Source organism: Nitrobacter sp. 62-23 (assembly GCF_001897285.1).
Taxonomy (GTDB): Bacteria; Pseudomonadota; Alphaproteobacteria; order Rhizobiales; family Xanthobacteraceae; genus Nitrobacter.
In genome coordinates this window covers 1-26,976 of the sequence record NZ_MKSM01000121.1, presented here as the reverse complement: position 1 = coordinate 26,976, position 26,976 = coordinate 1, and the positions used below count along the sequence as shown (strand labels likewise).

The window sequence follows — 26,976 nt, the reverse complement described above, 5'->3', positions numbered from 1 at the left end:
GCCACCCGCTATGACAAGCGGGCCGATATCTTCCTCTCTACAATCCTCTTGGCCGCTACCCTGACTTGGTGGATCAATTGAGTCTCGACCCTAGCAACTATCAGGTTTCTAGTGGAGGTTTGAATTTGACATTCGCCTGACAAGTTCGCTGCAAAGTGGGTAGCGAATGTCAAATTCACTCCACTAGGAGCATGATCCCGAAAAAGCGGAAACCGGTTTTCGGAAAAGATCATGCTCAAGCGAAAAGATAGGCGCCGAGTCTGATTCATCACAGTTGAAACAGACTCCAGCCTGCCCGCCTGCACTTCACGACCACTTGTGGAAAATGAAGAACGCGCCGAGCGCCACGAACGCAAAGCCGAGCGCATGATTCCAGCCCAGCGGCTGCTTCAGATACATCACGGAGAAGCCGGCGAACACGATGAGTGTAATCATTTCCTGAATGGTCTTCAGCTGAGCCGCCGAATAGACCGAGCTGCCCCAGCGATTGGCCGGCACCGCGAGGCAGTATTCGAAGAAAGCTATGCCCCAACTGATCATGATGACCAGGGGAAGCGGACTCTCCTTGAATTTCAGATGTCCGTACCAGGCGAAGGTCATGAAAACATTCGAACAGAACAGCATCAGGATCGGCAGAAGCCACGACGGGATCGTGAAGGGCATGGTTTCGGCTTTCGGAAATGGCCGGGGAAAGGCGACGATTGCTCGCAGCCAGGACCAGCGTCAAACGCGACGTAATATGTCGCACGAACTTCTTAAACACCAAAAAGGAAGCGCCCGAAGAGGCTTAACTCCCGGTCCGGACGTACGGTTCGACCGTGCCGGTAAGCTTGATGGTCAGCGGGTTGCCATGGCGATCCCTGGCATTGCCGGCGGCGACACGTATCCAGCCTTCGCTGACACAATACTCCTCGACATTATTCTTCTCGACGCCCTTGAAGCGGATGCCGATATCACGCGCGAGAACCTCGGCGTCATAATACGGGCTGCGCGGGTCGGTCGACAAACGATCGGGCAACTGGTCGCTCGCGGTCTGATCGGTCAAAGCAGGGCCTCGATTTCATTGGTCAGGGCTTTCGGCTTTGTCGTCGGTGCGTGGCGGGCGACGACGCTGCCGTTCCGATCTACCAGAAACTTCGTGAAATTCCACTTGATCGATGCGCCGAGCAGTCCGGGCTTCTCACGCTTGAGGTATTTGTAAAGCGGGTGCGCGTGATCGCCGTTGACGTCGATCTTCTCGAACATCGGAAACGTCACGTCATACTTGGTGGAGCAGAACTTCTGGATATCGGTAGATGATCCCGGTTCCTGTTTGCCGAACTGATTGCAGGGGAAGCCGAGTATGGAAAATCCGCGCGGCTTCATGGCCCGATAGAGCTCCTCGAGGTCCTTGTATTGCGGAGTAAATCCGCAGGCGCTCGCGGTATTCACGATCAGAAGGACCTGGCCTTCGAACTGACTCAACGCGCAGGGCTCGCCAGCCAGCGTGTTCGCGGAAAAATCAAAAATACCGGACATGATGACCTTTCGACCAGGCGGCGGCGACGGGGCGGGCCATTTTCGAAATCAATGCTGCGTCGAGGACCGATCGACCGAATCCAGGATGGCTTCGGTAAACGGAAATTCAAGGACGATCTCGCCAGAGGCGTCGGTGACCTCCAGCACGGCGTGGAGAATGGCGCGCTGTTCGCCGTCCGTCTTGAGAATTTCCCGGATTGTCGTCCGCGCGGCGCGCCAGGCCTGGTCGGGATCGCGCAACTCCTCGCCCTCCGGATCAAGGATCAGGTCGCTGCCGATACGGGTGTTGAAAAAATATCGGGGCATGAACGAACCTCAATGGCGTGCGTGAAGCCTGTCAACGGCTGTTCTCACAAGTTCTTTATCGGAGAGCGGGATCGGACGACAAGACCGCTTCGACGACTCGATCTTATCGCATAAGGTTGCGGCTGCTTCGTGAACTCCTGATGAAGTCGAAAGTATGGAATACCCGTGGCCAACGCCCCGCGGATTTGAGAACTTTGCCAAGACCGGGGTTTGTCAAGAACCGGGGTTTGTCAAGACGGGGTCTGCCAAGACGGGATTTGCCATAACTCGCCAAACCGGTCCAGCGGTCTCCGGGCGGGATCAATATCCCGCCAAAAACGTTATGAGAGTGGCAAGCTCCCCTTGATGAGGCCATTTTTTCCCGGCCAAGTTGAAAAACCTCTGGCCGCGGACCGGAAAACGCCTGCACCCCGCACGAGCGTCAGAATGCAGAAAAATATCATGAACCCTGTCAAAGAACTCCAGGATCACGGCCAGGCGATCTGGCTCGATTTCCTTGCGCGCGGCTTCATCGTCAAGGGCGATCTGAAACACCTGGTCGACAATGACGGGTTGCGCGGGGTCACCTCCAATCCCTCGATCTTCGAGAAGGCGATCGGGAGTTCGGGTGAATATGACGGCGCAATCGCTCGCATTCTCGATAAAGGCGATCGATCGGTCGCCTGTCTCTACGAACAGCTCGCGGTCGAGGACATCCAGCATGCGGCCGACGTGCTGCGGCCGGTCTATGATCGGCTCGACGGCGCAGACGGCTTCGTCAGCCTCGAGGTCTCGCCCTATCTCGCCAACGACACCAAGGCGACGATCGCCGAGGCCGAGAGGCTCTGGAAATCCGTCAACCGCAAGAACCTTATGATCAAGGTGCCGGCGACGCCGGAGGGCCTGCCGGCTATCCGCCACCTGATTTCCGAAGGCATCAGCATCAATATCACGCTGTTGTTCTCGCAGAAGGTTTACGTCGAGGTCGCCGAAGCCTTTTTGTCGGGGCTTCAGGAGTATGTGCGACATGGCGGCGATCCCTCGCACGTCGCCAGCGTCGCCAGCTTCTTCGTCAGCCGCATCGACACCGCCGTCGACAAGCAGCTCGACGAGAAAATCGCTCAGGCCAACGATCCCGCGGAAAAGCAGCGTCTTGCATCGCTCAAGGGCAAGGTCGCCATCGCCAACGCCAAGCTCGCCTATCAGGACTACAAGCGGTTGTTTGCGGGCGATGCCTGGCAGGCGCTGGAAGCCAGGGGCGCGCGGCCCCAGCGGCTGCTGTGGGCTTCGACCGGGACCAAGAACAAGGACTACAGCGACGTTCTCTATGTCGAGGAGTTGATCGGCAAGGACACGGTCAACACCGTTCCCCCGGCCACTCTCGAAGCCTTCCGCGACCATGGCCGGTTGCGCGACAGCCTTGAGGACAATCTCGACGAGGCGCGGCAAGTGCTCGCCGCTTTGGAGGGGTCGGGTATCTCGCTCGACGCGATCACCCGGCACCTGGTGAGCGAAGGCGTTCAGTTATTCGACGATGCGGCCGACAAGCTGCTCGGCGCGGTCGCCCGCAAGCGTGCAAAAATCCTCGGCTCCGCTATCGGCCACCAAGCGCTGTCTCTTGGTTCGGCCATGGCGAAATCCGTCGAGCAACAGGCGGAAGAGTGGCGGGCCGCCGGCACGCTCCGCAAACTTTGGCAACATGACAAATCGGTGTGGACCGGCGCCGACGAGAGCGAATGGCTGGGCTGGCTTGCAAGCCCGGCCGCGGAATTCGATCGGGCGGCCGACTATGAGGACTACGCGCAGCGGGTGAAGAAGCAGAAATTCACCGATGCGGTCGTTCTCGGCATGGGCGGATCGAGTCTCGGTCCGGAGGTGCTGGCGACGACTTTTGCGAAGACGCCGGGTTTTCCGAAACTGCATGTGCTGGATTCGACCGACCCCGCCCAGATTCGCGCGCTGGAAGCGGCGATCGACGTCGCAAGAACCGTCTTCATCGTTTCCAGCAAATCCGGGAGCACCACCGAGCCCAATGCGCTGAAAGACTATTTTCACGCGCGGGTGGCGAAAGCGATCGGCGCCGACAAGGCCGGCCATCGCTTCATCGCGGTCACCGATCCCGGCTCCTCGCTCGACAGGGAAGCCGCAAAGCTCGGCTACGCACGCACTTTCCACGGCGATCCCACGATCGGGGGCCGCTATTCGGTGCTATCGCCCTTCGGGTTGGTCCCGGCCACGACCGCGGGAATCGACGTGACGGAATTGCTCAGGAACACCCTCGCCATGGTGCGATCCTGCAGCGCCGAAGTACCCCCGCACGATAATCCCGGCGCTCAGCTCGGCCTTGCCATGGGTCTCGCCGGTCGCGAAGGCCGCGACAAGGTCACGATCCTGTCGTCCCCGAAAATCGCGGATTTTGGCGCATGGGCCGAGCAACTGATCGCCGAGTCGACCGGCAAGGAGGGCAAGGGCCTGATCCCGATCGATGGCGAGCCGCTGGGCGATGCCCACCTTTACGGCGACGACCGCTTCTTCATCGATATCCGCACGGCGGACGAAGAGGATGACGCTCACGAGGAAAAATTGCAGGCGCTCGAAAATGCCGGACATCCGGTGGTCCGGATCGTGATGGATTCGATCGATCAACTCGGCCAGGAGTTTTTCAGGTTCGAGATGGCGACCGCCGTCGCCGGGGCCATTCTCGGCATCAATCCATTCGATCAGCCAGACGTCGAATCCGCCAAGATCAGGACTCGTGAACTGACCACGGCATTCGAGAAAACCGGCAGGCTGCCGCAGGAGGAGCCGGCGGTCTCCATCACAGGCTTCGATCTTTATACCGACGCTGAAAATGCGCGCATCTTGCGTGAAAAGGGCGCGGACGGCGACCTGTCGTCATGGCTCAAGGCTCACTTCGCGCGCGCGGAGCCCGGCGACTACGTCGCGCTTTTGGCCTATCTCGCGCGTGACGACGAACACATCGGTGATCTGCAGCGGATGCGCCTCGCCGTCCGCGACCGGAAAAAAGTCGCCACCTGCGCCGAGTTCGGCCCGCGCTTCCTGCATTCGACCGGGCAGGCCTACAAGGGCGGTCCCGACAGCGGCGTCTTTCTTCAGATCACCGCCGACGACCCAAAGGACCTGAAAATCCCCGACCGGAAAATGAGCTTCGGTGTCATCAAGGCTGCGCAGGCGCGCGGCGATTTCGATGTGCTTACTGGACGCGGAAGACGTGCGCTGCGCGTGCATCTCAAGGGCGATCTCCGATCCGGCCTCTTGCGCCTGGGCGACGCCATCACCGGGGCGCTGGATTGATCCGAATTCCCGGGCGCTCACAGAGACAAGTCCGGCGCGCTCACGTAAATGCGATGACGCAGCGGGAACCAATGGTCTCTCGGCGCGTAGGCACGTTGATTGCTCCGTCGCGATTTATTTTCGAACGTCCACAGCCCTGTCCCACTCGTCCCGAGAATCTCACGAAGGGGCGTTGCAACACACCCTGAAACGCAAAGCATCATCGAACCATCAGATAGCGCGTGGGGTACCCGTCCCGCTTGCCGACCCCCGAATAGAGGATTGGACGAATGCAGATAGGCGTGATCGGCCTGGGCCGAATGGGAGCCAACATCGTTCGTCGACTGATGAAAAAAGGAGGCCATCAGGCTGTCGTCTACGACAAAAACGATCAGGCCGTCACCGCGGCGGCCGACGAGGGAGCAACGGGCGCGAGCGACCTCGAAGATTTTATCAGGAAGCTCGAAAAGCCCCGCGCCGTCTGGGTCATGCTGCCCGCTGGCGCGATCACGGAATCTACCATCGAGACGATCGCCGGACTGCTTGAACGCGATGACGTCGTCATCGACGGCGGCAATACCTTCTGGCAGGACGATATACGACGGGCCAGGATGCTGCGCGAGAAAGGCATCCATTACGTCGATGTCGGCACCAGCGGGGGAGTCTGGGGCCTTGAGCGCGGCTACTGCATGATGATCGGCGGCGACAAGGCTGTCGTCGACCGTCTCGACCCGATTTTTGCCGCGATGGCGCCCGGACGCGGCGATATTCCGATAACGCCGAGCCGGGACGGCCGCGATCCGCGCGTCGAACAGGGATATCTTCATGCCGGGCCGGTCGGCGCCGGCCATTTCGTCAAGATGGTGCACAATGGAATCGAATACGGGCTGATGCAGGCTTATGCCGAAGGCTTTGATATCCTCAAGAACGCAAATATCGACGCGCTGCCGGAAGATCATCGCTTCAAGCTTGACCTTGCCGACGTCGCCGAGGTCTGGCGACGCGGCAGCGTCATTCCCTCCTGGCTGCTCGACCTTACGGCGGCCGCGCTGGCCCGCAGCGAGACGCTCGAAGCCTATTCGGGATTCGTCGCCGATTCCGGCGAGGGCCGCTGGACCGTCAATGCCGCGATCAACGAAGCCGTGCCGGCCGAAGTCCTGACCGCGGCGCTGTTCGCGCGATTCCGCTCGCGCCGACAACACACCTTTGCCGAAAAAATCCTGTCAGCGATGCGCGAAGGGTTTGGCGGTCACAAAGAGCCCGGCGAAGCCGAATCGTCCGCGAAGGGGAGAACCGGGTCCTGATGACGGTCGCAAGCAACAAGCCGCGCAAACCTGAGCCCTGCTGCTTCGTCATTTTCGGAGTCACCGGCGACCTCACCCATCGCCTCGTCATTCCCGCACTCTACAATCTTGCCGAATCCGACCTGCTACCGGAGCAGTTCTGCATCGTCGGCATCGTTCGCAAGCAGATGTCGGAAGACGATCTCCGGCAAAGCCTGATGGAAGGACTGAACAAGCACGCCACGCGCCCCGTCAAACAGGAGGTCGTGCAAAAGGTGCTCCGGTGCCTGACCTGTCTCGAGGCCGATCCGTCCGATCCCGCCTCGTTCGACACCTTGAGCAAGGCGTTTGAAAAGCTCGAGACAGAAAAGGGAACGTGCGGCAATCGCCTGTTCTATCTTGCCGTCCCGCCGGCCGCCTTTGCGCCGATCACAGAACAACTCGGCCGCGTCGGGCTGCTGCGCGAACAGCATGGCGCGTGGCGCAGGCTGGTGGTCGAGAAGCCTTTCGGCACCGATCTCGCGTCGGCCAAAACCCTCAATAGCAAGTTGCTCAAGATCGCCGACGAGCATCAGATCTACCGGATCGATCATTATCTCGGCAAGGAAACCGTCCAGAACATTCTCGTCCTTCGCTTCGCCAATGGCATGTTCGAGCCGATCTGGAATCGCAACCACATCGATCATATCCAGATCACCGTCGAGGAAAAACTCGCCGTCGGCCATCGCGGCAGTTTCTACGACGTGACCGGCGCTTTGCGCGACATGGTGCCGAACCATCTGTTTCAGTTGCTGTCGCTGGTGACGATGGAGCCGCCGCGTCGTTTCGAAGCCCACGCGGTGCGCTCGGAAAAGGCGGATGTGCTCGCTGCGATCCAGACCCAGAGCCCCGAAGAGGCGCTCCGCAATTCGGTGCGCGGACAATACCGTGCCGGCAAGTCCGGGGATGTGGAGATCGGCGATTATCGCAAGACGCCCGATGTGAAACCCGACACCACCACGGAAACCTATGTGGCGCTGAAGCTGACGATCGATAACTGGCGATGGGCCGGCGTTCCCTTCTACCTGCGGACCGGCAAGGCGCTCGGCCTGAAACGCACCGAGGTGGCGATCAAGTTCAAGCAGGCCCCGTTCGCGATGTTCCGCTCCACGCCGGTGGATCGGCTGTCGCAAAACTACCTCGTTATCGGTATCGAGCCGGCCGAAGGCATCACGCTGCAATTCAACACCAAGATTCCCGGCCCCACCATCTCGATCGACGGCGTCGAGATGAAATTCCGCTACAAGGACTACTTCAACGCCGCGCCGAGCACGGGCTACGAGACGCTGATCTACGACTGCATGATCGGCGACAACATCCTGTTCCAGCGCGCCGATGGCGTGGAAGCCGGCTGGCAGGCGGTGCAGCCGTTCCTCGACGCCTGGAAGAAGGCCGGCGCCGATGGCCTGGTCAGCTACAAGGCAGGCAGCGAAGGCCCCGTCGAAGCGAACGAGTTGCTCGCGCGCGACGGCCGCCACTGGCGCAAGCTGACATGACTTCCGCCGCGGGCGAGCGCAGGTTTCAGGTCCTGGCGGATGCGCAGGCCGTCGCAACCGAAGCCGCAAACCATCTGATCGCCCGAACCAAAGCTCAGATACGACCGGCGATATGCCTGACCGGCGGCTCCGGCCCGAAGGCGCTCTACGCACTGTTGGGGAGTCCGTCCTGGCGTTCACGCATCCCCTGGGATCGCGTTCACTGGTTCATCGGCGATGAGCGTTTCGTGAGCGCCGGCGACCCGCTTAACAACATGGCGATGGCCAAGAGCATTTTCCTCGACCGCTGTGCTCCACCCGAGAACATCCATCCCGTTCCGACCGATGCGCCCGATCCGGATCAGGCGGCCCGGCTTTACGAGCGCGAACTCCAGACCTTTTACGGCGCGCACCGCCTGGATGCGTCGAAGCCGCTATTTGATCTCGTGCTGATGGGGCTCGGCCCGGACGGCCACACTGCCTCGCTGTTTCCGAAAGACAAGGCGCTTGATGAAGCCGAACGCTGGGTCGTCGGCGTCGATCATGCGCACGTCGAGCCTTTCGTTCCCCGCGTCACCCTAACGCTTCCGGCGCTGGCCTCCTCGCGCGAGATGCTGTTTCTCGTCACCGGCGATGCCAAGCGCGACATCCTGTCGAAAATCATGGCGGGAGCCGACCTGCCCGGCGCCCGCGCCCATTCCAACGGCGTCACGACGTGGCTCACCGATGCGGCCGCCGCCGGGCGAACGGCATGAGCGCCGATCAGGACTCCGCCTTCTGCGCGCTGATCGTCATGGGCGTCTCCGGATCCGGCAAAAGCACGATCGCGAACGCGTTGGGACAACGGCTGGGCTGGATCGTGTCGGATGCGGACCAGTTTCACCCCGCAAGCAACATCGAGAAAATGCGCACCGGCATCGCGCTGACCGATAACGACCGGTGGTCGTGGCTGCACGCCGTCGCCGCCGAGATCGAGCGCAAGCGCGCAAGCGGCGCGAGCATCATCATGGCATGCTCCGCGCTCAAGCGCGCCTATCGTGATATTCTCGTGCAGGGCCACCGCGACACCCGCATTGTCTACCTGCGCGGCGACAAAGACTTGACCGCGGCCCGCCTCAAGGCCCGGTTCGCTCATTTCATGCCACCGGGGCTGCTCGAGAGCCAGTTCGACACGCTGGAGGAGCCGGCGACCGACGAGCGGCCTATCGTCGTCGACATCGACGCGACGGTCGACGACATCGCCGATCAAATCGTAACCATGCTCAAGCTGAATCAGAAAATCTCATGAGCCGCATATCACTGGTGATCTCCGACGTCGACGGCACTCTGGTGACGCCCGACAAGCGGCTGACGGAAGCCGCGATCAACGCAGTAAAGGCTCTCGACGAAAACAACATCGGCTTCACGATCACCAGCAGCCGCCCCGCTTTCGGGATGCGGATGCTGGTCGAACCACTCAGTCTCAAGCTACCGCTCGGCGCCTTCAATGGCAGCCTGATCGTCGATCCTACCCTTGACGTGATTCAAAGGACCACCATTTCAACGTCCGCCGCACGGATTGCGATTAATGCGCTGGAAGCATCGGGAATCGACATCTGGCTGTTCACGGCGGATCGCTGGCTGATCACGCGCGACGACGGGCGCTACGTCCCGCACGAACAGCGCACGATTCGCATGAACCCCGATATCGCTTCCGACCTTGAGGAGTTCACAGCCGCCGCCTGCAAGATCGTCGGCGTCAGCGCCGATCCCGATAAACTCGCGCGTTGCGAAATCGACATGCAGGCAGCGCTCGCCGGCCAGGCGGCGGCCTTCCGTTCGCAAAGCTATTATCTCGACATCACGCCGTTCGGGAAGGACAAAGGGACATTCGTGGAAGCGATGGCGAACCGCCTCGGCATTTCTCCGCGCAATGTCGCGACCATCGGAGACATGCAAAACGATCTGGCCATGTTCGGCAAAAGCGGCCTGTCATTTGCCATGGGCAACGCCAACGACGAGGTGAAGGCGAAGGCAACCTGCGTCACCGACACCAATGAAAACGATGGATTCGCCAAGGCAATCGACCGGATCATCGCTGGAGCATGATCCCGAAAAGTGGAAACCGGCTTTCGGAAAATAGCATGTTCAAACAAAAAGATAAGCGACGAATCTGATTCAACGCAGTTGAAACAGATCCGAACGCGTGAAACCGCTACGTCTTCGCCCGTTGCATCGCAGGCTTCCGGACCGTGTTGAGATTGTGGATGGTGTTGACGAGCGCGATGTGCGTCAACGCCTGGGGGAAATTGCCGGTCAGGCGGCGTGCAACCGTATCGTATTCCTCCGAGAGCAGCCCGAGATCGTTGGCCACAGCAGCCACCCGCTTCAGCAACACCTCGGCGCGCTCGATATCGCCCCGCAGCACATAGGCGTCGGCGAGCCAGAGCGTGCAGGCCAGAAAAGCCCCCTCGATCGGCGGCTGCTCGTCAGACACCGCGCGCGGGTCATGCCGGAGTACGAAGCCGTCCGGCATCAGATGTTTCTCGACCGCCGCCAGCAGTCCCGCTACCCGCGGATCGGACGGCGGCAGGAAGCCGACCGACGGAATCAGAAGCGTGCTGGCGTCGAGTAGTTTCGAGCCGTAGGATTCGACGAACGTGTTCTGCTCGTGATCGAAACCTTTCTCGCAGACGTCGCGGTGAATGGCATCGCGCATTTCGCGCCAGCGCTCGACCGGCGCATCGAAGCCATAATGTTCCACGCTCTTGACGCCGCGATCGAAAGCCACCCAGACCAGCACCTTCGACGAGACGTAGTGCCGGCCGGGCCCCCTGATCTCCCAGATGCCGGAGTCCGGCTCGTTCCATATCTTGGCGAGATGCTCGAGCAGTTCGCATTCCAGCGCCCAGGTTGGCTCGCTCAGCTTGAGGTTCGCCTCTCTCGATTGATGAAACACGTCCATCAGTTCGCCGTAGACATCGAGTTGCAACTGCGCATGCGCCGCATTGCCGATCCTGACCGGGCGCGCGCCTTCATAACCGGGCAGCCAGTCGGCCTCCCATTCCGTCAGCCGACGCTGCCCGAGAATGCCATACATGATCTGCATGTCGGCAGGCGAGCCCGCGACAGAGCGCAGCAGCCAGTCGTGCCACTCGGAGGCCTCGTCGTAATAGCCGCTGTTCATCAGCGCGAGCAGCGTGAAGGTTGCGTCGCGCAGCCAGCAGAAGCGGTAGTCCCAATTGCGCGCTCCGCCGAGCTTTTCCGGAAGCGAGGTGGTCGGCGCGGCGACGATGCCGCCAGACGGTGCGTAGATCATGGCCTTCAGCGCGACCAGAGATCGCATCGCGATATCACGATAAGGCCCATCATATTCGAACTTTCCACACCACTCCTTCCAGAACGCCTCCGTCTCCTTCAGCGCTTCCGCCACATCGACCGGCGGAGGAATCTCGAAGTGAGATGCGCCGTAGGCCATGACGAACGGAACCGTCTGCCCGGCGCTCACCTCGAATTCGGCAACCGTCGTCATATCCTGGCCGCGGGTCTCGACGGGCGTGCGCAACACCAGCATGTCCGGCCCGCAAACCGCGAGCAGCGCCCTGTCCTCGGTGCGGCGAACCCAGGGGACGTTTTTCCCGAAGCCAAACCGGATCACCAGATCCATGCGCATTTTCACCCGACCACGGTCGCACTGGACAAGCCGGACGATGTCAGAGGTCGTACCGCGAGGCGGCATGAAATCGATCAGGGTCACGGCCCCGTCGGCGGTTTCAAACCGGGTCTCCAGGATGAGGCCGTCTCCGCGATAGTTGCGAGTCGAACGCTCGATCTCTCCCGCAGGCGCGATCCGCCAGTGACCGTTGCGCTCATCGCCCAGAAGAGCCGCAAAGCAGGCATCCGAATCAAAACACGGCCAGCAGAGCCAGTCGAGCGATCCGGCGCGATCAACGAGTGCGACCGTCTCGCCGTCACCGATGATTCCATAGTCTTCGATGTTGCTGGGCAATTGGCGAACTCGGCAGGCGGACTGAAAGAACTATAGCGTTTTCGAGCGAAGTGGCTACCCAGTCCGCGTCAAGAAAACGCATCAACAAAACATGGAGCGCTGCTTCCCAGTCCATCAGACGCGGAAGCTGGCCAATATTCGCTACCTTATCCGGCGGTTGTTAGTTGTGGACACAATTCGGTGTGAACGGAACACGTGTGCTGACATTGCCACCCGCGCACAACGCCTATGGCTATCCGTGGCCGGCACGGCAACCTGATGCTGCCAGTCAGCGCCTGTGGCGGTTGGCGCGAGAATATGCCGGACGACTTTCCTCCACAAGCCGGCTGACCGGACTCTTGCGGGCGTCGCTGACCGTCCAGCCGCCCGGCTGGAGCTCTTCGAGGAAGACGGGTTCGGAGAAATAAAAGCCCTGCGCGTATCTGATCCTCGTTGCGGCTTGCAGATAAGCGAGTTCCTCGAAGGTCTCCACGCCTTCCGCGATCACCGTCATTCCCAAAGCGTCGCTGAGAGATTCGATGGCCTTCAGGATGCCCTGGCTGCGCGGGCGCTTGTGGATATCGACGATGAACGAGCGGTCGATCTTGATTTCATCGGCCGTGATATCCGCGAGAGCCGACAGGGATGAACATCCGGTTCCGAAGTCGTCGATCGAAATCCCGACTCCAAGCCGCCGCAGGATCGGCAGGATCTCCGCCTGAAAACGGGTTTTCGCCACGAACGCATCCTCCGTGACCTCGACCATGAAACGCGCCGGGCAGCCGGTCTTCTCAAGCGCCCGCGCGAAGGACGTCATGAACGCTACGTTGCCCGCCTGCTTGGCGGCGACATTGATGCTGATGCCGGCGCCGGCGCCGAACGTATCGTCGATGAGATCGATGGACCTCATGATCTCGGCCAGCACCAGATGCGTCAATTCGTCGATCAGACCAAGTTCGACCGCAAGATCGATGAACGTTCCGGGCGCCTGGATGATGCCTTCGTCATCGCGCAGCCGAACCAGCGCCTCGATACCTTTGATCTGGCTGGTCTTGATGTCGACCTTGGGCTGGAACGCGCAGCAGAAACGCCGGTCCAGAATCGCAAGCCGCAGCGACTGCTCGATTTCCATCCTGGCCAGCGCTTCGCGCTGCATTCCGGAATTGAAAATGGCGGCCGCGCCTTTCGTTTCATTCTTGATGCGATACATCGCGGTATCGGCGTTCTGACGCAGCACCTCATAGCTGTCGCCGTGATCCGGATAGATGCTCACCCCGATGGAAGCGGAAGCGAACAGCTCCGATCCGTCGATAAAGAACGGCGCCTTGAGCCGCTGCAACAGGAACTCGACGTAGTCGGCGACCTCGACATCGCTCTGAACGGGATTGAGCAGGAGCAGAAACTCATCGCCGCTGATCCGGGACAGCATATCGGTGGCGCGAAGGCCGAGGCCCAGGCGCCTGGCAACCTCGACCAGGAGGCCATCCCCGGAAGCATGGCCGTAATAATCGTTGATGTGCTTGAAATTATCGATGTCGAGAAATGCCACCGCAAATCGGACCGAGTCGTCTCCATCGCGGATAAGACTGTTGGCGTGTTCCTCGATAACCCGCCGGGTCGGCAGACCGGTCAGCCCGTCATAGTAGGCGCAGCGGAACAGTTTCTCCTCGACGGCCTTTTGTCGACTGATATCGACAGAACTCGAAAGCACGAGCTTTCTGTTCGAAATCAGAACGGGCTCGTGCGTGGTGAGATAGGCCTTTGTCGCGTGATCCGTCCGGATGAGTTCTTCGGATACCCTGGTCTTGGCCGATTGAAGCACCCGGCGAGCAACATTCCTGCGATCATCCAGTTCTCTTGAACGGAACGGCGCGCCCGACGCCACGTCGACAATGTCACAGGCCTGCACATTGAACTGAGCCGCGGCTGCAACGTTCACGAGAACGAAATTTCCCTGTTCGTCCTGAACAGTCACGCCCGCCGGAAGCAATCTCACGACTTCGCTCAGAAAATCCAGTCTGGAGGAGATGCTGTCGTCGGGATGGAAGCCTTTTCGATCGATCTGTAAATCGTCCCGCGTCTTCGAGGTCCCTTCTCCCGCGACAACAGGGATTTCGTTTCGCTCAGGCAGACCGGACATGAACTTCCCAACCTTCACCACGTGCCGAAAGGAGGAAATTTCCGGACTTTCAGGCTCTTGCGGACGACGAAAACGACCGGGCGCGGTCACATACCGCGATGCCGACTGTCCGCCGGAGAAGGATAATTCCAGCACCTTGTAGGTTGGTTAAATCGAACACGCAAACATGCGTGCACTTTGCGCAGCAGGCGCGACGCGGCCACTTCGAGGTTGGATTATTATATTACCGATGCATGAACGCGACGTGGATACAGCTACCGTCCGCGACATCTCCGCGGGTCGTTCGGCGTCCACACATTCCTCGACACATCAGACGGCGCGTTCGGCTGCGCAGCAGCAGGTCTGGCTGGCGAGCCCCGTCCTCATGTTCATCCATCCCGGATGCCGTCAACGTCTGATCAGGCACATGAACCTGGTCGCTTCATCTTGCCGATTTTTGACGTGGAGCGCCAACGACGCTCCACGTCCAAGCTTATTTTCAATAATAGCGGCGTCAGCGCACCAGGATCTTGTCCCCGTGTCCCATCGACGGATCGGCCTTGTTGCTGAACATGATGACCGCGATCGCGCCCGTAAGCGCGGCGCGCATGGAATGGTTCACCAACGCATAGGCGCCTTCCGTCGGCGAGATTAGGTCGAACGTCGCGGCATCGCCCGGCGCCAGGGTGTAGTTCTGCATCCCCACCATGACGTTCTTCGGGTTGCCTGAGGGATAGACCCGGTCCCAGATGCCCGCGATCGGATGGAATCCGGAAAATTCGTTGGGACCGGCATTGACCATGTAGACGCGCACGCGCTCGCCGGGCTTGGCCTCGAGAGTCTGCGTGGCGTGTTCATCATGCACCGGATCATACTGGAACGGAACGGCGTTGAAGGCGCTCCGCTTCCACTTGTTCGCCATCATGCTGTCGACGTCTTCAGGATTCTCAAAGATCTGGTGCTCGATCAAGACATATTCGCGATCGGCTTTGGGCATCGCATTGGGATCCTTGGGATCGATGATGACAGCTCCGATCATCCCACGGGCAATATGCTGGATCATCGGATCTGAACCGCAATGATAGAAGAAGATGCCGGCGTGCTCCGGAACATACGAGAAGGTCTTGGTCTCGCCAGGCTTGATCGAAGCAAATTGCGTCAGAACGTCGGCACGCGCGGAATGCATATCGATGGAATGCGACTTCTTGTTAGCGGCGTCATTCTTCAAGGTGAATTCGATGGTGTCGCCTTCGGTCGCCCGGATCAGCGGGCCGGGAACCTGGCCGTTGTAGGTCCAGGCAGCGACCGTGTGGCCCTCGTTATCGAGCGGCACAGTGACTTCTTTGGCCGTCAGTTCGACCTTGACGGTCTTGGCCTGAGCCGCGGTGATCGCGGCGCCGGCCAGAATAAGGGCCGACGCGACGCCCCCCATTATGGCACTCTTCTTCAAACCGGCAGTCGTCATTGAAATCGATCTCCCCTTCACAATCGCTCTCCGCTTCATGGTTTGATATGACGTCCTTGTTGAATTCATTTCCCGCATTTGCAGACCTGCCTGAGATACTTGACCAGACCATTGATCTGGTCTTCCGACAGGACGCGACCCCAGGTGGGCATCAGCACCGACTTGTTGACGGCGAGCCCTCCTTCCTTGATGGCTTTGTACAGTTCGTCATCGGGGGTGTCGCCCATACCCTTGGCTTCGGTGTGATCCCGCGGCTTCACCGAGAGCGCAGGCACGTTGATGCCCGTGCCGTTGCGCTGGAGACCGTGACACTGCACGCAATAGACCCCGTAGATCTGCTCGATCGATTGGTCGGCATGACTTGTCGATGACGCGAGCAGCAGGGCCAGACCGGCGAAAGCCGCCACCATTTGCGTTTTCATCACTTGTCTCCCTGGCTCAGTTGCACCAAGAACGCGGTCAACCGCTGGATATCCAGATCCTTCAAATTCGAAGTCGGCATCCAGATATGCGGATCGAAACGCTGCGGATCGGCAGTATAGGCAGCGATGAAATCAGGCTGCAGCCGCACTCCCGCATCGGTCAATCGCGGGCCGGAAAGACCGCCTTCGCCTTTTTCACCTTGATGACACGCGACACAGCCGCGGAACTTGATGAACGCGAGTCCGCCCATGCGCGCGCCCTTCATATCGCCCTTGAAGATGCCCGCCGGCACGAGATCGGGGGGCGCTTTCAAAGCCATCAAAGCCGCCGCAGCCGATTCAGCATCCGCCTTCTTCAGCTTCGGATGCGCCGGGATCTTGGAGGAATCGATCTCATCATGCTTGTCGCCCTTCTTGATGTTCTTGAAATACGGGTAACCGGCAGGACGTATGGGTTTGGGATCCTGCAACCAGGACACCAGCCATTCCTTGTTGAACTTGCTGCCGGCATACCAGAGGTCGGGACCCTTGCGGGTCAGCAGCCTGTCCAGCGACGTATCGGTCGGCTTGACCAGCGCGTGACAACCGCCACAGCTCGGATCCAGCTTGTCGGCAGCGCTGGCGCAGCTCAGGAATGCCGCGGTCAAGCCCGCGACGGCGAGTAAAAGCCCTTTCATATCTGCTCTCCTTTCGATGGGACTAGGGCGCGGGCTCGCCCTTGAGGGCAGGGCTCTCGTACATGCCGAACGGCTTTTTCATCGACTCCTCGTAATAAAAATCAGGCACGAACTGTTTGTTCTTCCATTTATAGAAAGCCTGGTCCTTCACCGGGATCTCTTCGTATTCGATGGTCGTCATCATGCCGCCCATCGGCGTACTGCCGTTCACCGTGTGCTTGTCGATGTGATCGTGCACCATCCAGATTCCGGGATTGTCGGCGCGCAAGATCAGGTCGTAGCGCTCCCCCGGCCCGAACAGGATCGTGTCGGCGAGATAGGGATTGGCAAGCGGCCGGCCGTCCTTGGCATAGACTTCGAAGTCGTGGCCATGAATGTGGATCGAATGCATTTCGTCGCCAGCGCCGATCAGGCGGATGCGGACGACATCACCCTCCTTGATCCGCAATGGCTGGGTGTCGGGATAAGCCTTGCCATTGATGGTGAAGAAATCCGGCACGTCGCCGGGGATGCCGCCATAGCCGGGCTTCTTCGCCCAGGCCGACGCCCAACTGGAAAACATCATGATGTAGTCTTTGGTGACTTCCTTTTCGACCGCCGGCGGATCTTTCGGATCGACGATCAAGGGACCCCACATGCCGCGCATCGCGACATGCTCGTTGACGTTGACATGGCAGTGGTACCACATGGTGCCGGACGGCTCGGCCTTGAAGCGATAGGTGAAGGTCTCGCCGGGCGGGATCGCCGGTTGCGTGACGTCGGGGACACCGTCATTTTTCCAGCTGCCGCGTTGAAACATGCCGTGCCAGTGAATCGTGTGCGGCAGCGTCGTATTGTTTTCGACTTCGATCTCGACATCGTCGCCCTCCTGCACATGGATCAGCGGACCAGGCGTCTGGTTGTTGAAGGAGAAGGTGTGGAAGGTCTGCTTGTCGACCAGCTTGAGGATCGTGTCCTCGACGGTCATCGAGAACTTGCGCGTTTCCGCAGAAGCCGTCGACGGACTTGCGACGAAGACAGCAGCGCTTGCGGCAACGATGAATCTGACGAGAGGCGCGCGCAGCGGACTGGATTGCAGGATCATGGGCATAACATGCATTTCGGATTGATGTTTTTTGATAAATTGCTATCAGAGTCGTTTCAAAGCGGGCGGATTATTTATCCATCCGGCACGCGTTGACGCCGATGATGCTGAATAACCCCGATTGTCATGACGCCAACCCCAGCCGGCAAATCTGGTGATTTCGTGCCATCTTCCGAGTCATAAAGCAATATATAAAATGCATCTTTTTTACCAAAAACCGCGTCGCCATTTGAGCCTTGCTACATTCCTGCGGTGCAGAGAGCCTGCAGCGTAAGCTCGTTGATGCCGACCTCCTGTGCAGCCGTCGGCATCACCATCCACAGCCGATCATTCCAGGTCTGATCGCTTCCCACCGTCCGCATCAAGCCCACCCACTTGACCAATGCCGGCTTTGCCTTGCCGTTCTGCAGCAACCAAAGCCCCATATAGAATCGCGCGATCAGATCGTTGGGATCATTCTGGAGCGCGAACTCGAATTCCGCCTTGGCGCGATCCGAGATCAGACCCTTATCCGCCAGCGCGAGCGCCTCTCCCAACGCCACGTGAAGCACGCTGTTATCCGGATCATTCTTGATCGCCCGCTCCAGCATCGGGACACTGAACCGGGCAAGGCCAACCTGCAGCAGTGCGCCACCCGCGATGGCCCAGGGTTGACCCGCATCCTTTGCGGTTACCAGCTTCGGCAAGTCGGACAGGCCTTCGAGCGGCACCGGCGGCGTGGTGGCCGCGCTATTCAGCGACACGGTGACGCGGTGCGTCGTCAGGGGCGACAAATGCGTGAACCAGATCGCAACCGCTATGCCGACCGCAACTCCGACGACGGAGGAAGCGATATACAGCTTCGACCAATTCCTGGAACGCTGCTTCTGATTTATAACTGCTTTCCTCATGCTCACCGCGAACAGATCGAATTGCGCGCGGAAACATGCACTGCAAATGTATGTTTGTACAGTCTATAAAATCGGTGAGCGGCAATATTCACCAGCGCAAGTGCTGCGACGGCCACATCGTTCGTTCTGCATGCGGGGGCTCAACCGGTTGCCGGATCAAACGATTCGACTGCGGCTGTTTGTCGTATCACCGCACAATGCCTGGAGCGCGTCACGCCGCCGGCGGAATCCCGAAGTCCTTCGGGCTGAGGATCAGGTCGGCGAGCGTATAGCGATCGAGCGTCGACGTGAATGCGGCGAGTGCTTCCCTCAGGGGTGAGCGCAGCCGACAGCGCGCCGAGATCGGACAGCGATTGTTCGCTGAAAAGCATTCCACGAGCGCAAAATCCGGCTCGGTTACGCACAAGACATCCCCGAGCTTGATCCGGTTCGGCTGCTTGGCAAGCATCAGTCCGCCCGATCTGCCGCGCACCGCTTTGAGATAGCCCGCACGCGTGAGCTGATTTGCGACCTTCATGAGATGGGTTCGGGAGATGCCGTAGACGCCCGCAGTCTCTTCGATGGTAATCAACCGGTCACTGTGGGTGGCCGCATACATCAGCAAGCGAAGCGTGTAGTCGAAAAAACTTGTCAATCGCATCGGAGTTCCGCCGGCGGCAAATCGCGTAGCCTAAATCTGGGTATACCGGGAAAAGATGAACTTGTCCGGTGGCTTTAGCAAGTGTGTCCGGCTCCAAAGCGAGGTCACCTGTTTGTGTGAATACCGATCAAACCGCCCGGTTGCCGCAGGATTGCAACCGCCAAGCCTGATGGCAGACGTCATTCGACGCAAGTTAGCCGAACCCAGGACCGCATCCCGGCAACAACCAGCCAGCTTTGGGGTTACATCCGGGCGTGCATAGCAGCCCCACGTCGGCGGGGCCTAGACAGCAGGCCGCAATCTTGTTTGAGGGTAAATCCCCTCAGGTCTTCAGGAGCACGACTGGCTGAACACATCTGGCCGAGCACCTGATCACCCGACAACGATGTTCACCTTATCCTTGAGGGACCATCGATACGGACGATGCTCCGATGACTTTGCAGCGAATCCGCGGATACTGCGCGCTGTGCATCTCGCATTGCGGATGCATTTCAACAGTCGAAAATGGCGTTTTGACCAAAGTCGAGCCGGATCCGAACCATCCGACCGGCGGCAATTTCTGCATCAAGGGCAAGGCGGCGCCCGAACTCGTCAACAGCCCGGACCGCCTGTTGACCCCCGTTAAAAGGACCCACCCCAAGGGTGACCCGGACCCAGGCTGGCAAGCTATTTCGTGGGACGAGGCGCTGAGCTTCACCGCCGGCCGCATGAAAGAAGCGGCGAAGCGGTTCGGCCCCGAATCTGTCGCCTTCAGCGTCACCACCTCCAGCGGTACCGCCATCAGCGACGCGATGCCGTGGATCTACCGCCTGATCAATGGCTTCGGCAGCCCCAATGCGGTTGCCACGGCCCATATCTGCAATTGGCATAAGGATTTCGCCACTGCCTTCACTTTTGGCGCCGATAGCGGCATGCCGGATTTCAAGCGTACCGGGTGCCTGGTGCTATGGGGCTTCAACCCGACAAACTGCTGGCTGGCGCAAGCCTCGGCAATTGCCGAAGCGAAGAAGCGCGGCATGAAGCTCATCATCATCGACCCGCGACAAGTAGGGCTGGCGCACAAGGCCGACGAGTGGTTGCGGGTGCGACAAGGCACCGACGGCGCCCTCGCCTTGAGCATCGCCGGCCTCATGATCGAACGCGGATGGTACGATCATGATTTCATCTCTCGCTGGAGCAACGGCCCGTTTCTGGTACGGGATGACAACGGACGTTACCTCGCCGAATCCGATCTGAGTGCGGACGGACGTGCAGACCTCTACATAGCATGGGATGGGTCGGCCGGACGCCCGGTGGTCTGCGCCCGGGGACCACAACAGGATGCGTCGTCGCGTCAACTTTCGCTCGCCGGCAAATTTGAAATCGCCACATTGCACGGCAGGATCACCTGCCGGCCGGCATTCGAATTATATGCAAGCTTGTGCCGGACCTATTCGCCGGAGAAAACGCAGCAGATCACGGGGGTGGCGGCCGAACAGATTCGACGCGTCGCGGAATTGCTGCATGCATACGGCCCTGTATCCTACTACGCATGGTCCGGCGTCGGGCAGAGCACCAATGCGACGCAGACCAATCGGGCGATGTGTCTTCTCTATGCCCTCACCGGTGACATCGATGCACCGGGAGGCAATGTCTATTTCGCCAGGCCGAAACTAAACAACGTCTTCGGTCGCAACCTCATCGCTCCCTCGCAAACTGCCAAAACCCTCGGATTGACAGAACGGCCGCTCGGTCCGGCAAAGAGCGGATGGATCACGACGCGCGAGATGTATCGGGCCATTCTCGATGAAAAGCCCTACCCGATAAAAGGACTGGTTGCCTTCGGATCAGGCCTTCTGCACAGCCGCCCCAGTCCCGACGAAGGCGTGCGCGCGCTCAGAAAACTCGACTTCTATGTCCATTGCGATTTGTTTCTCACTCCGATGGCTGCCGAAGCCGACGTGGTGCTCCCGGTATCATCGGCATGGGAGCGTGAGGGCATCGCGGACGGATTTCGCGTCAGCCCGGAGGCCGACGCGCTCCTGCAGTTGCGCAAGGCTGTGGTATCGCCGCGCGGCGAATCCCGCTCGGACACATGGATTGCTTTTGAGCTGGCCAAGCGGCTGGGCCTTGAGAACCAGTTTTTCGGCGGCGATATCGATGCGGGTATTACGTACATGCTGGAGCCGTCAGGCGTGACGCTGGAGACGCTGCGGACGCGACCGGACGGTGTCGCGCTCCCGCTCTCGACGGAACCTCGAAAATACCTGCAGCATGGCTTTGCCACGCCGACCGGCCGCGTTGAAATCTATTCGCAGGCTCTCCACGACATCGGTCAGTCGGCTTTGCCGGATTACGTGCCGCCCGCCGCCAGCGTGGAACGTCATCCGGAATGGCAAAGACAGTTTCCATTGCGACTGACGTCGGCCAAATGGATCCCGTTTTGTCATAGTCAGTTTCGGAATCTCCCAAGCCTGCGCAGCAAAATGCCGGAGCCCCTTGTCGAGGTGCATCCCGATACGGCGAGAGAGCGCGACATCAACGAACTCGACTGGATCATCATCCGCTCTCCCCAGGGTTCTATCCGCGCACGCGCAAGATTCAACCGCACGCTCGGAAAGGATGTCGTTTGCGCCCAGTACGGCTGGTCCGACCGGTCGGATAACGCGGGACGCGTGGATGGCGTCTCGCTGAATTTCAGCAAGCTGATCAGCAACGCGTTTTATGATCCCGTCAGCGGGTCTTTCCCCTTGCGCGCCTACGCCTGCCAACTGGAACGGATCGCCCCTTCCGATTGATCGATCGCGGTTTTTGCCGCGTGAGTGTCATCAACGCGGGCACGCGCTGCGCGTGGCGGAAAGCCGCATCGCGTGGCGCTTCTTCTTAAAATCCAACACTATCGCGTGCTCGTCCCGGCTACGACAAACGTGGCGACAACCTTCCGGCCGCCACCAAGCTCGCCTCAATCCATAGCCGGTTGCGGTTTTCGATTTATCCGGATATGCGCCTGCCGACCGGCAACATCACCACTTCAGGCTGTATTCACTTCTCGACTCACTGCCCCGGAAAAGGGCATGATCCGCCCAACTCTACCGCCCTCCCCGCCTTCACATGCGAAAGTCTCCGATGGACGTCATGAACAACCCCGACAAACTGAGCGTTGTCACCGTGACCGCTTCGCGTCCGTTAATCAGGCCGGATGGCCGCTACGCGATCGAACTGGCGACGGCCGAACTGGGCGCCATCGCGTTCGAGGTCGACGAGGTGGCGCTTTTCGCCTTGCGCCAGGCCATCGGCGAAATCGAGACCGAGATGAAGCGGAGGCCCGGGAGAGCCTAGTGGAGTGAATTTGACATTCGCTACCCACTTTGCAGCAAACCCGTCAGGCGAATGTCAAATTCAAAACTCCACTAGAACCCTGATAGTTGCTAGTGGTCCTTTTGATTGTAACATTTGCAGGAACTCCCTGCGCAACGGGATGCAAATGTTAGAATCGGACCGCTAGAGCCCTGACGGAATCAAAACCGGCGCTCTATGATTTTGATTCGACGCGTTTTTCTTCACGCGCACCGGAATGCGTCCGCGGGTCAGGCCCGGGAACACGTTCGAAAGCCCGATAGCATCGCCCGCTTATTTTCGTTTATCCGGCATGAACCTTTTTGGCCTGCCGGAGACATATCGATGACCGGCGTTACATTCTTTCTCCTATCAATTCGACTCCAAAACCGGCAGGGCCGTCCTATTTGACGGCCCGTTTCTTATTTGGTGTCGGTAACAAACCGGTAGCAATGAAACCACTTTGCCTGGCCCGCGAAATCCACCTGAAACATTTGGCGGGCTATCATCCCCGAAAAGCATAAGGGGAAGCGTCATGATGGGAACTACAATCGCCGCGCTGCTAGTCATCAGCGCCGCAGTATTCCTTGCTCACGCATATGATGCCCTTCAAAAGGATTGATGGCGCGCCACCGTTCGGCTCACAACGCCGAGGACGGCCGTCCGCCTGACCGCGAAGGTCTTGAAGGTCCGCGCTATTCCGGTTCGCGACGCCGCCAGCGGTGCTCGTTGCCTGCCGCCCTGTCCAAATCCAGCCCTTTTCCGGTCGCCTAATCGTCCATGGATTCTTTCCCTGCCGTTTTCTGTTGCGGGAGACCATCTTGCTGGAACGGCGAAAAACACTCCGACACCGGGCGTTCAAGGGCGCCTCGATCGAGTTCCGCGGCGGTGCGATCGACTGCACGGTCCGGAACCTCTCCGAAAAAGGGGCGACGCTGGACGTCGCAAGCCCGGTAGGAATTCCGGACCGGTTCAGCCTCCACATCAGGGGCGACCATGCGCGTAAGTGTCGTCTGGTCTGGCGCAAGGAACTTCGGATTGGAATTGAGTTCGATGAGCCGGCCGACCCGCAGGGTTAAGCAACCCTGAGATTATCTCCAAAGATGAACGCATAACGAACCCGGCCCGCTGTGAGCAAGGCAGCCACCGGCGGACCTCATTCGATCACCAGGCAACCGCTGATATCACCGGTCTCGCACGGCACCTTTACCGGTTGTTCACCTGACTGTGCGAAGCTGTTTTCAACCCGAAAGGGCCATAGTATTGCGTACAAAATCCCGCTGCCGGCTCACCCGGCGGCGGGTTTTTTGCGTATGCGGCATGGTCCTCGCGGGCTTGCCGCAAAAAAATTAAGGACCGGACCACACCGACCGTCGGCCATGCACCGGTATTTTACAACTCATTAACAGTCGCGGCGCATCTTTCCTGGTAGGTATCTTTGTCCGGTTTCCGCGATGAATGAATTAGAGGACATCCCGCCGACGCTGCGGCAAGCCTATTCCAGGCTCGCCGCCTGGGTCTGCCGCACGAACCGGCCTCCCGCACACGCGCGGACCATGGAACCCAATCGGCATCCCGAAAACCCGAGAACGATTGTCCCGGGCCGGCAGTCGGAGCCCGATCGTCCGGATTAATGCCGGCAAAAGCGCGCGCCGCGGTTCCTGCGTCCGACTTGCGCAAGCAGTCAATACGCGCGCTCCAAGAGATGAACCGTCGCGATCCACCGACATCTGCACCCGGAAGATACACCGCGAAGCCAGAGTCTGTTTCAACTGCCTTGAATCAGAGTCGTCGCTTGTCTTTTTGGCTGAGCATGATTTTGATTGAGCATGATCTTTTTCGAAAACCGTTTCCACTTTTCGGGATCATGCTCTGGTCGCAACGGCAACGGTTTCCAGCGGTTGTCGTACCTGAAATAACCTCAGGATCGCGAAGCAGGCGGCCGCCGCAGCTAAATGCTTCAGCGTGTGACCGCTCAGAATTCCAATGAACGAATAAACCTCATGATCATAATGCTCCAGCAGCTTGGCTAATGCGTAAAGCGCCGCGGCGGCGCCCCAGTAGGGTGCGCCTGTGAATTTCGGCGGAAACAGACTCAGAATCAGCACCAATGCTGTAAACGGAAAAAACTGCGCCCACGCATACAGTCGCAAATCATCGGTCCACCGCCATAGCAGAAGACTGAAAATGCCGATCGCGAGCAGCGGCCGCAGCAATACTGCGCCGGCCTTCGCATCCACACGCTCCTCAACCACTGCGGAAAGAATCGCGGCGAAGCAGAGCGTCATCGGCAATCGATCCCAAAACAACGTCTGGTCATTCGGATCGAGATGATAGTAGGCTGAGCCGAATCCGGTCAGAAAAATTCCGCCAAACAACACGAACGTCATCGCATTGCGCCGAAACTGCGCGAGACCGATCGCCCCCACGGCGATGAACGGAAGGTTGGACACGACATTCCAGAAATTCGGTATGCCGAAAAATTCGCGCTGGTCGGCAAACTGATGATAGTTCTGGTTTTGCAACAAGGGTGGAATCGGGAGCAATGCCACAAGCGTAACAATCATAAATCCGTACAGAAACGGGACCGGCCGATCTCGGACTATTCTGCCAACTTCCATCAGCGATGTGCCTTTAAGCGATATGCCTTTAAGCGATGTGCTATAAGCGATGTCGAACCATCGCGACGCTACAATAGTCGAAGGTATACGTTGAGTTGAATGGTAGCGCAAAAGCTGCCAGCAGCAAGATCTGAACAGGCTCCCTCGCACCACGGCGATCTGGCGAAACGCCTGGCAAGCAGGATCTGACCGCAAACAAGATCCGGTCGGCATCCGTTTGCTGCCATGCCGTTGATCATGATATGTGCGCAACCTTGCGTTCAGTGCTCCTGACAGTTCGACGACGGCAGTGGAAGAGACCATGAGTGTGCTTCGCAGATTTCTGACCACGTCCTGGCGCTGGCTAAAAGCCACTCTCGGCTTTTTCTGTCTCGCCCTGCCCCTGACCTGGGCTACTCTGGCGATCTACTATTCAAATCTGCCATGGGCCGGATTGCGCATCGCGCTGGCGATCGTTTTTGCGGCATTCGCGGTTTGGGCCGTCTGGTTTTCGCATCAGCGGCGCATGTTCGCGATAGCAGCCCTGCTGTTCCTCGGCGTGGTCGTATGGTGGATAGCTATTCCCCCATCGTTTGATCGCCCCTGGCGACCGGAAGTCGCGGTGATGCCGCGAGCTGTCATCACCGGCGACAATGTGCACCTCACGGGCGTCCGCGATTTCGATTACCGCAGCCGAAACGACTTCACCGTCCGCTACCAGGAGCGGGATGTCCAGCTATCGCACCTGACCGGTCTCGATTTCTACGTGGCCTACTTTGCCGAGGGGCCCGTCGGACACACCTTTGTGAGCTTCATATTCGACAATGCCGAGCCGCTCAGCATCTCCATCGAAACACGACCCGAGGTTGGCGAAGGCTTCGCGCCCGTCGCCTCCCTCTTCAAGCAATTTGAGCTCATTTATGTGGTCGGCAGCGAACGCGATCTCGTCGGCGTGCGCACCAACCACCGACACGAACCGGTTTACCTCTATCGCCTGAATACCTCTGCGGACGACGCGCGCCGACTATTCCTGGTGTACCTGGACCGGATCAACGAACTTGCCGACAGGCCGGAATTTTATCACCTGCTGACCAATAGCTGCACGATCAATATCATCCGTTACGCAAACGCTGCAGGCAGGCAGGGCCGGTTCAACATCCGCCACCTGCTCAACGGCCTGATCGACGGCTATCTTTATCAATCGGGCAGGGTGGACACGACGCTGCCGTTCGAAGAACTGAGACGACGTTCTCTCATCAATGAGGCTGCGCAGGCGGCCGACGGAAAATCCGATTTCTCGGAGCGTATCCGGGCCAATCTGCCTGCCCCCCATGAAACCACACGCTCCACGTCGTTGACCCAGCCCGATTTTCCGCAGGCGCCTGGCGTCAGCGAAATCCATCCTTGACCCGAGCCTGAGCTTTGTTTGTTTAGAGCGTTTTTGAACGACGCAAGCCTCCGGGACTCGCTGGCGATGAACCCCGGTTCGCGTGAAGAAAACGCGTCAAAACAAGAAACCAGAATCTGTTTCAACTGCGTGGAATCAGACTCGTCGGTTATCTTTTTGTTTGAGCATGATCCTTTCCGAAAATCGTTTCCACTTCGGGATCATGCTTCAGAGCGGTTTTCGACCAAATCGGATCGCAGTGCGGCGGGGTTTACCTCTCCCATGGGAAGAGGTCGGATCGCGAAGCAATCCGGGTCAGGGGATTGGCTTGTCGAGAGGTCCGATCCCCCTCGCCCTACCCCTCTCCCCACGGAGAGAGGGAATCGCTCTGCATCTGCGGTTGGTCCCGTCCGGGCGAAAAAGGCTCTAGGGTCGAGACTCAATTGATCCACCAAGTCAGGGTAGCGGCCAAGAGGATTGTAGAGAGGAAGATATCGGCCCGCTTGTCATAGCGGG

23 protein-coding genes are annotated in these 26,976 nt (G+C 59.4%); 10 read left to right on the top strand and 13 right to left on the bottom strand.

The window, feature by feature from the left end; translation table 11 throughout:
- Positions 1–306: 306 nt before the first annotated feature.
- The 4 genes from BGO16_RS13890 to BGO16_RS13875 form a co-directional block, all read right to left on the bottom strand.
- Positions 307–663, bottom strand: coding sequence for a DMT family protein (locus BGO16_RS13890; protein ID WP_292619313.1), 357 nt, complete (start codon positions 661–663; stop codon positions 307–309).
- Between the two features lie 124 nt (positions 664–787).
- On the bottom strand, positions 788–1,045 hold the full coding sequence (locus BGO16_RS13885; protein ID WP_292619312.1) for a DUF3297 family protein: 258 nt from the start codon (positions 1,043–1,045) through the stop codon (positions 788–790).
- Positions 1,042–1,518 (bottom strand): glutathione peroxidase, encoded by a 477-nt coding sequence (locus BGO16_RS13880; protein ID WP_292619310.1) that lies wholly within the window; start codon positions 1,516–1,518, stop codon positions 1,042–1,044. The genes BGO16_RS13885 and BGO16_RS13880 overlap by 4 nt, the downstream gene beginning before the upstream one ends.
- Positions 1,519–1,566: 48 nt before the next feature.
- Positions 1,567–1,824 (bottom strand): hypothetical protein, encoded by a 258-nt coding sequence (locus BGO16_RS13875; RefSeq protein ID WP_292619309.1) that lies wholly within the window; start codon positions 1,822–1,824, stop codon positions 1,567–1,569.
- Positions 1,825–2,265: 441 nt separating this feature from the next.
- Here BGO16_RS13875 and BGO16_RS13870 point away from each other — a divergent pair, with 441 nt between their 5' ends.
- The 6 genes from BGO16_RS13870 to BGO16_RS13845 all read left to right on the top strand — a co-directional run bounded on the left by BGO16_RS13870 (position 2,266) and on the right by BGO16_RS13845 (position 9,982).
- Positions 2,266–5,118 (top strand): bifunctional transaldolase/phosoglucose isomerase, encoded by a 2,853-nt coding sequence (locus BGO16_RS13870; RefSeq protein ID WP_292619308.1) that lies wholly within the window; start codon positions 2,266–2,268, stop codon positions 5,116–5,118.
- A gap of 269 nt (positions 5,119–5,387) precedes the next feature.
- On the top strand, positions 5,388–6,401 hold the full coding sequence (gnd, locus tag BGO16_RS13865; RefSeq protein ID WP_292619307.1) for a phosphogluconate dehydrogenase (NAD(+)-dependent, decarboxylating): 1,014 nt from the start codon (positions 5,388–5,390) through the stop codon (positions 6,399–6,401).
- On the top strand, positions 6,401–7,915 hold the full coding sequence (gene zwf / locus BGO16_RS13860; RefSeq protein WP_292619306.1) for a glucose-6-phosphate dehydrogenase: 1,515 nt from the start codon (positions 6,401–6,403) through the stop codon (positions 7,913–7,915). Before gnd ends, zwf begins: the two co-directional genes overlap by 1 nt.
- On the top strand, positions 7,912–8,649 hold the full coding sequence (gene pgl, locus BGO16_RS13855) for a 6-phosphogluconolactonase (protein ID WP_292619305.1): 738 nt from the start codon (positions 7,912–7,914) through the stop codon (positions 8,647–8,649). Before zwf ends, pgl begins: the two co-directional genes overlap by 4 nt.
- The gene (locus BGO16_RS13850; protein WP_292619304.1) at positions 8,646–9,182 is read left to right on the top strand and encodes a gluconokinase; all 537 of its coding nucleotides are present in this window, start codon (positions 8,646–8,648) and stop codon (positions 9,180–9,182) included. The genes pgl and BGO16_RS13850 overlap by 4 nt, the downstream gene beginning before the upstream one ends.
- The gene (locus BGO16_RS13845) at positions 9,179–9,982 is read left to right on the top strand and encodes an HAD family hydrolase (RefSeq protein WP_292619303.1); all 804 of its coding nucleotides are present in this window, start codon (positions 9,179–9,181) and stop codon (positions 9,980–9,982) included. The genes BGO16_RS13850 and BGO16_RS13845 overlap by 4 nt, the downstream gene beginning before the upstream one ends.
- 106 nt (positions 9,983–10,088) lie before the next feature.
- Here BGO16_RS13845 and BGO16_RS13840 read toward each other — a convergent pair whose 3' ends face one another.
- From BGO16_RS13840 to BGO16_RS13805, 8 genes are all read right to left on the bottom strand, one after another.
- Positions 10,089–11,882, bottom strand: a complete 1,794-nt coding sequence (locus BGO16_RS13840; RefSeq protein ID WP_292619302.1) for a glycoside hydrolase family 15 protein — start codon at positions 11,880–11,882, stop codon at positions 10,089–10,091.
- Between the two features lie 268 nt (positions 11,883–12,150).
- Positions 12,151–14,001 (bottom strand): EAL domain-containing protein, encoded by a 1,851-nt coding sequence (locus BGO16_RS13835; protein ID WP_292619301.1) that lies wholly within the window; start codon positions 13,999–14,001, stop codon positions 12,151–12,153.
- Between the two features lie 493 nt (positions 14,002–14,494).
- Positions 14,495–15,445 (bottom strand): multicopper oxidase domain-containing protein, encoded by a 951-nt coding sequence (locus BGO16_RS13830; RefSeq protein WP_292619299.1) that lies wholly within the window; start codon positions 15,443–15,445, stop codon positions 14,495–14,497.
- Positions 15,446–15,510: 65 nt separating this feature from the next.
- Positions 15,511–15,867 carry a cytochrome c gene (locus BGO16_RS13825; protein WP_292619298.1) on the bottom strand — a complete coding sequence of 119 codons (357 nt, stop codon included), beginning with the start codon at positions 15,865–15,867 and terminating at the stop codon, positions 15,511–15,513.
- Positions 15,867–16,544: a c-type cytochrome gene (locus BGO16_RS13820; RefSeq protein WP_292619297.1), complete on the bottom strand. Its 678-nt coding sequence runs from the start codon at positions 16,542–16,544 to the stop codon at positions 15,867–15,869. Before BGO16_RS13820 ends, BGO16_RS13825 begins: the two co-directional genes overlap by 1 nt.
- Positions 16,545–16,566: 22 nt before the next feature.
- A complete protein-coding gene (locus BGO16_RS13815; protein ID WP_319796680.1) occupies positions 16,567–17,643 on the bottom strand; it encodes a multicopper oxidase domain-containing protein in 1,077 nt (358 codons plus the stop codon).
- A gap of 224 nt (positions 17,644–17,867) precedes the next feature.
- Positions 17,868–18,518: a cytochrome C biogenesis protein gene (locus BGO16_RS13810; RefSeq protein WP_292619294.1), complete on the bottom strand. Its 651-nt coding sequence runs from the start codon at positions 18,516–18,518 to the stop codon at positions 17,868–17,870.
- Positions 18,519–18,729: 211 nt separating this feature from the next.
- Positions 18,730–19,158, bottom strand: a complete 429-nt coding sequence (locus tag BGO16_RS13805) for an Rrf2 family transcriptional regulator (RefSeq protein ID WP_292619293.1) — start codon at positions 19,156–19,158, stop codon at positions 18,730–18,732.
- 431 nt (positions 19,159–19,589) lie between these two features.
- Between BGO16_RS13805 and BGO16_RS13800 the strand changes: the two genes are divergently transcribed.
- From BGO16_RS13800 to BGO16_RS13790, 3 genes are all read left to right on the top strand, one after another.
- Positions 19,590–21,935, top strand: a complete 2,346-nt coding sequence (locus tag BGO16_RS13800) for a molybdopterin-dependent oxidoreductase (protein WP_292619292.1) — start codon at positions 19,590–19,592, stop codon at positions 21,933–21,935.
- A 337-nt stretch (positions 21,936–22,272) separates the two neighbouring features.
- Positions 22,273–22,476, top strand: coding sequence for a hypothetical protein (locus BGO16_RS13795; RefSeq protein WP_292619291.1), 204 nt, complete (start codon positions 22,273–22,275; stop codon positions 22,474–22,476).
- Between the two features lie 818 nt (positions 22,477–23,294).
- Positions 23,295–23,552 (top strand): PilZ domain-containing protein, encoded by a 258-nt coding sequence (locus BGO16_RS13790; protein WP_292619290.1) that lies wholly within the window; start codon positions 23,295–23,297, stop codon positions 23,550–23,552.
- A gap of 786 nt (positions 23,553–24,338) precedes the next feature.
- Here BGO16_RS13790 and BGO16_RS13785 read toward each other — a convergent pair.
- On the bottom strand, positions 24,339–25,397 hold the full coding sequence (locus tag BGO16_RS13785; protein WP_292619289.1) for a ceramidase domain-containing protein: 1,059 nt from the start codon (positions 25,395–25,397) through the stop codon (positions 24,339–24,341).
- Here BGO16_RS13785 and BGO16_RS13780 point away from each other — a divergent pair.
- Positions 25,396–26,481 carry a DUF4105 domain-containing protein gene (locus BGO16_RS13780; RefSeq protein WP_292619288.1) on the top strand — a complete coding sequence of 362 codons (1,086 nt, stop codon included), beginning with the start codon at positions 25,396–25,398 and terminating at the stop codon, positions 26,479–26,481. The two genes, BGO16_RS13785 and BGO16_RS13780, sit on opposite strands and share 2 nt — an antisense overlap.
- The last annotated feature ends 495 nt before the right edge of the window (positions 26,482–26,976 follow it).

What these genes read in the sequence shown, in the direction of transcription:
- BGO16_RS13890 (WP_292619313.1), bottom strand. Translation starts at nt 663, where the DNA reads ATGCCCTTCACGATCCCGTCGTGGCTTCTGCCGATCCTGATGCTGTTC.
- BGO16_RS13880 (WP_292619310.1), bottom strand. Translation starts at nt 1,518, where the DNA reads ATGTCCGGTATTTTTGATTTTTCCGCGAACACGCTGGCTGGCGAGCCC.
- BGO16_RS13875 (WP_292619309.1), bottom strand. Translation starts at nt 1,824, where the DNA reads ATGCCCCGATATTTTTTCAACACCCGTATCGGCAGCGACCTGATCCTT.
- BGO16_RS13870 (WP_292619308.1), top strand. Translation starts at nt 2,266, where the DNA reads ATGAACCCTGTCAAAGAACTCCAGGATCACGGCCAGGCGATCTGGCTC.
- gnd (WP_292619307.1), top strand. Translation starts at nt 5,388, where the DNA reads ATGCAGATAGGCGTGATCGGCCTGGGCCGAATGGGAGCCAACATCGTT.
- zwf (WP_292619306.1), top strand. Translation starts at nt 6,401, where the DNA reads ATGACGGTCGCAAGCAACAAGCCGCGCAAACCTGAGCCCTGCTGCTTC.
- pgl (WP_292619305.1), top strand. Translation starts at nt 7,912, where the DNA reads ATGACTTCCGCCGCGGGCGAGCGCAGGTTTCAGGTCCTGGCGGATGCG.
- BGO16_RS13850 (WP_292619304.1), top strand. Translation starts at nt 8,646, where the DNA reads ATGAGCGCCGATCAGGACTCCGCCTTCTGCGCGCTGATCGTCATGGGC.
- BGO16_RS13845 (WP_292619303.1), top strand. Translation starts at nt 9,179, where the DNA reads ATGAGCCGCATATCACTGGTGATCTCCGACGTCGACGGCACTCTGGTG.
- BGO16_RS13835 (WP_292619301.1), bottom strand. Translation starts at nt 14,001, where the DNA reads ATGTCCGGTCTGCCTGAGCGAAACGAAATCCCTGTTGTCGCGGGAGAA.
- BGO16_RS13830 (WP_292619299.1), bottom strand. Translation starts at nt 15,445, where the DNA reads ATGACGACTGCCGGTTTGAAGAAGAGTGCCATAATGGGGGGCGTCGCG.
- BGO16_RS13825 (WP_292619298.1), bottom strand. Translation starts at nt 15,867, where the DNA reads ATGAAAACGCAAATGGTGGCGGCTTTCGCCGGTCTGGCCCTGCTGCTC.
- BGO16_RS13820 (WP_292619297.1), bottom strand. Translation starts at nt 16,544, where the DNA reads ATGAAAGGGCTTTTACTCGCCGTCGCGGGCTTGACCGCGGCATTCCTG.
- BGO16_RS13815 (WP_319796680.1), bottom strand. Translation starts at nt 17,643, where the DNA reads ATGCATGTTATGCCCATGATCCTGCAATCCAGTCCGCTGCGCGCGCCT.
- BGO16_RS13810 (WP_292619294.1), bottom strand. Translation starts at nt 18,518, where the DNA reads ATGAGGAAAGCAGTTATAAATCAGAAGCAGCGTTCCAGGAATTGGTCG.
- BGO16_RS13805 (WP_292619293.1), bottom strand. Translation starts at nt 19,158, where the DNA reads ATGCGATTGACAAGTTTTTTCGACTACACGCTTCGCTTGCTGATGTAT.
- BGO16_RS13800 (WP_292619292.1), top strand. Translation starts at nt 19,590, where the DNA reads ATGACTTTGCAGCGAATCCGCGGATACTGCGCGCTGTGCATCTCGCAT.
- BGO16_RS13795 (WP_292619291.1), top strand. Translation starts at nt 22,273, where the DNA reads ATGAACAACCCCGACAAACTGAGCGTTGTCACCGTGACCGCTTCGCGT.
- BGO16_RS13780 (WP_292619288.1), top strand. Translation starts at nt 25,396, where the DNA reads ATGAGTGTGCTTCGCAGATTTCTGACCACGTCCTGGCGCTGGCTAAAA.
- BGO16_RS13785 (WP_292619289.1), bottom strand. Translation starts at nt 25,397, where the DNA reads ATGGTCTCTTCCACTGCCGTCGTCGAACTGTCAGGAGCACTGAACGCA.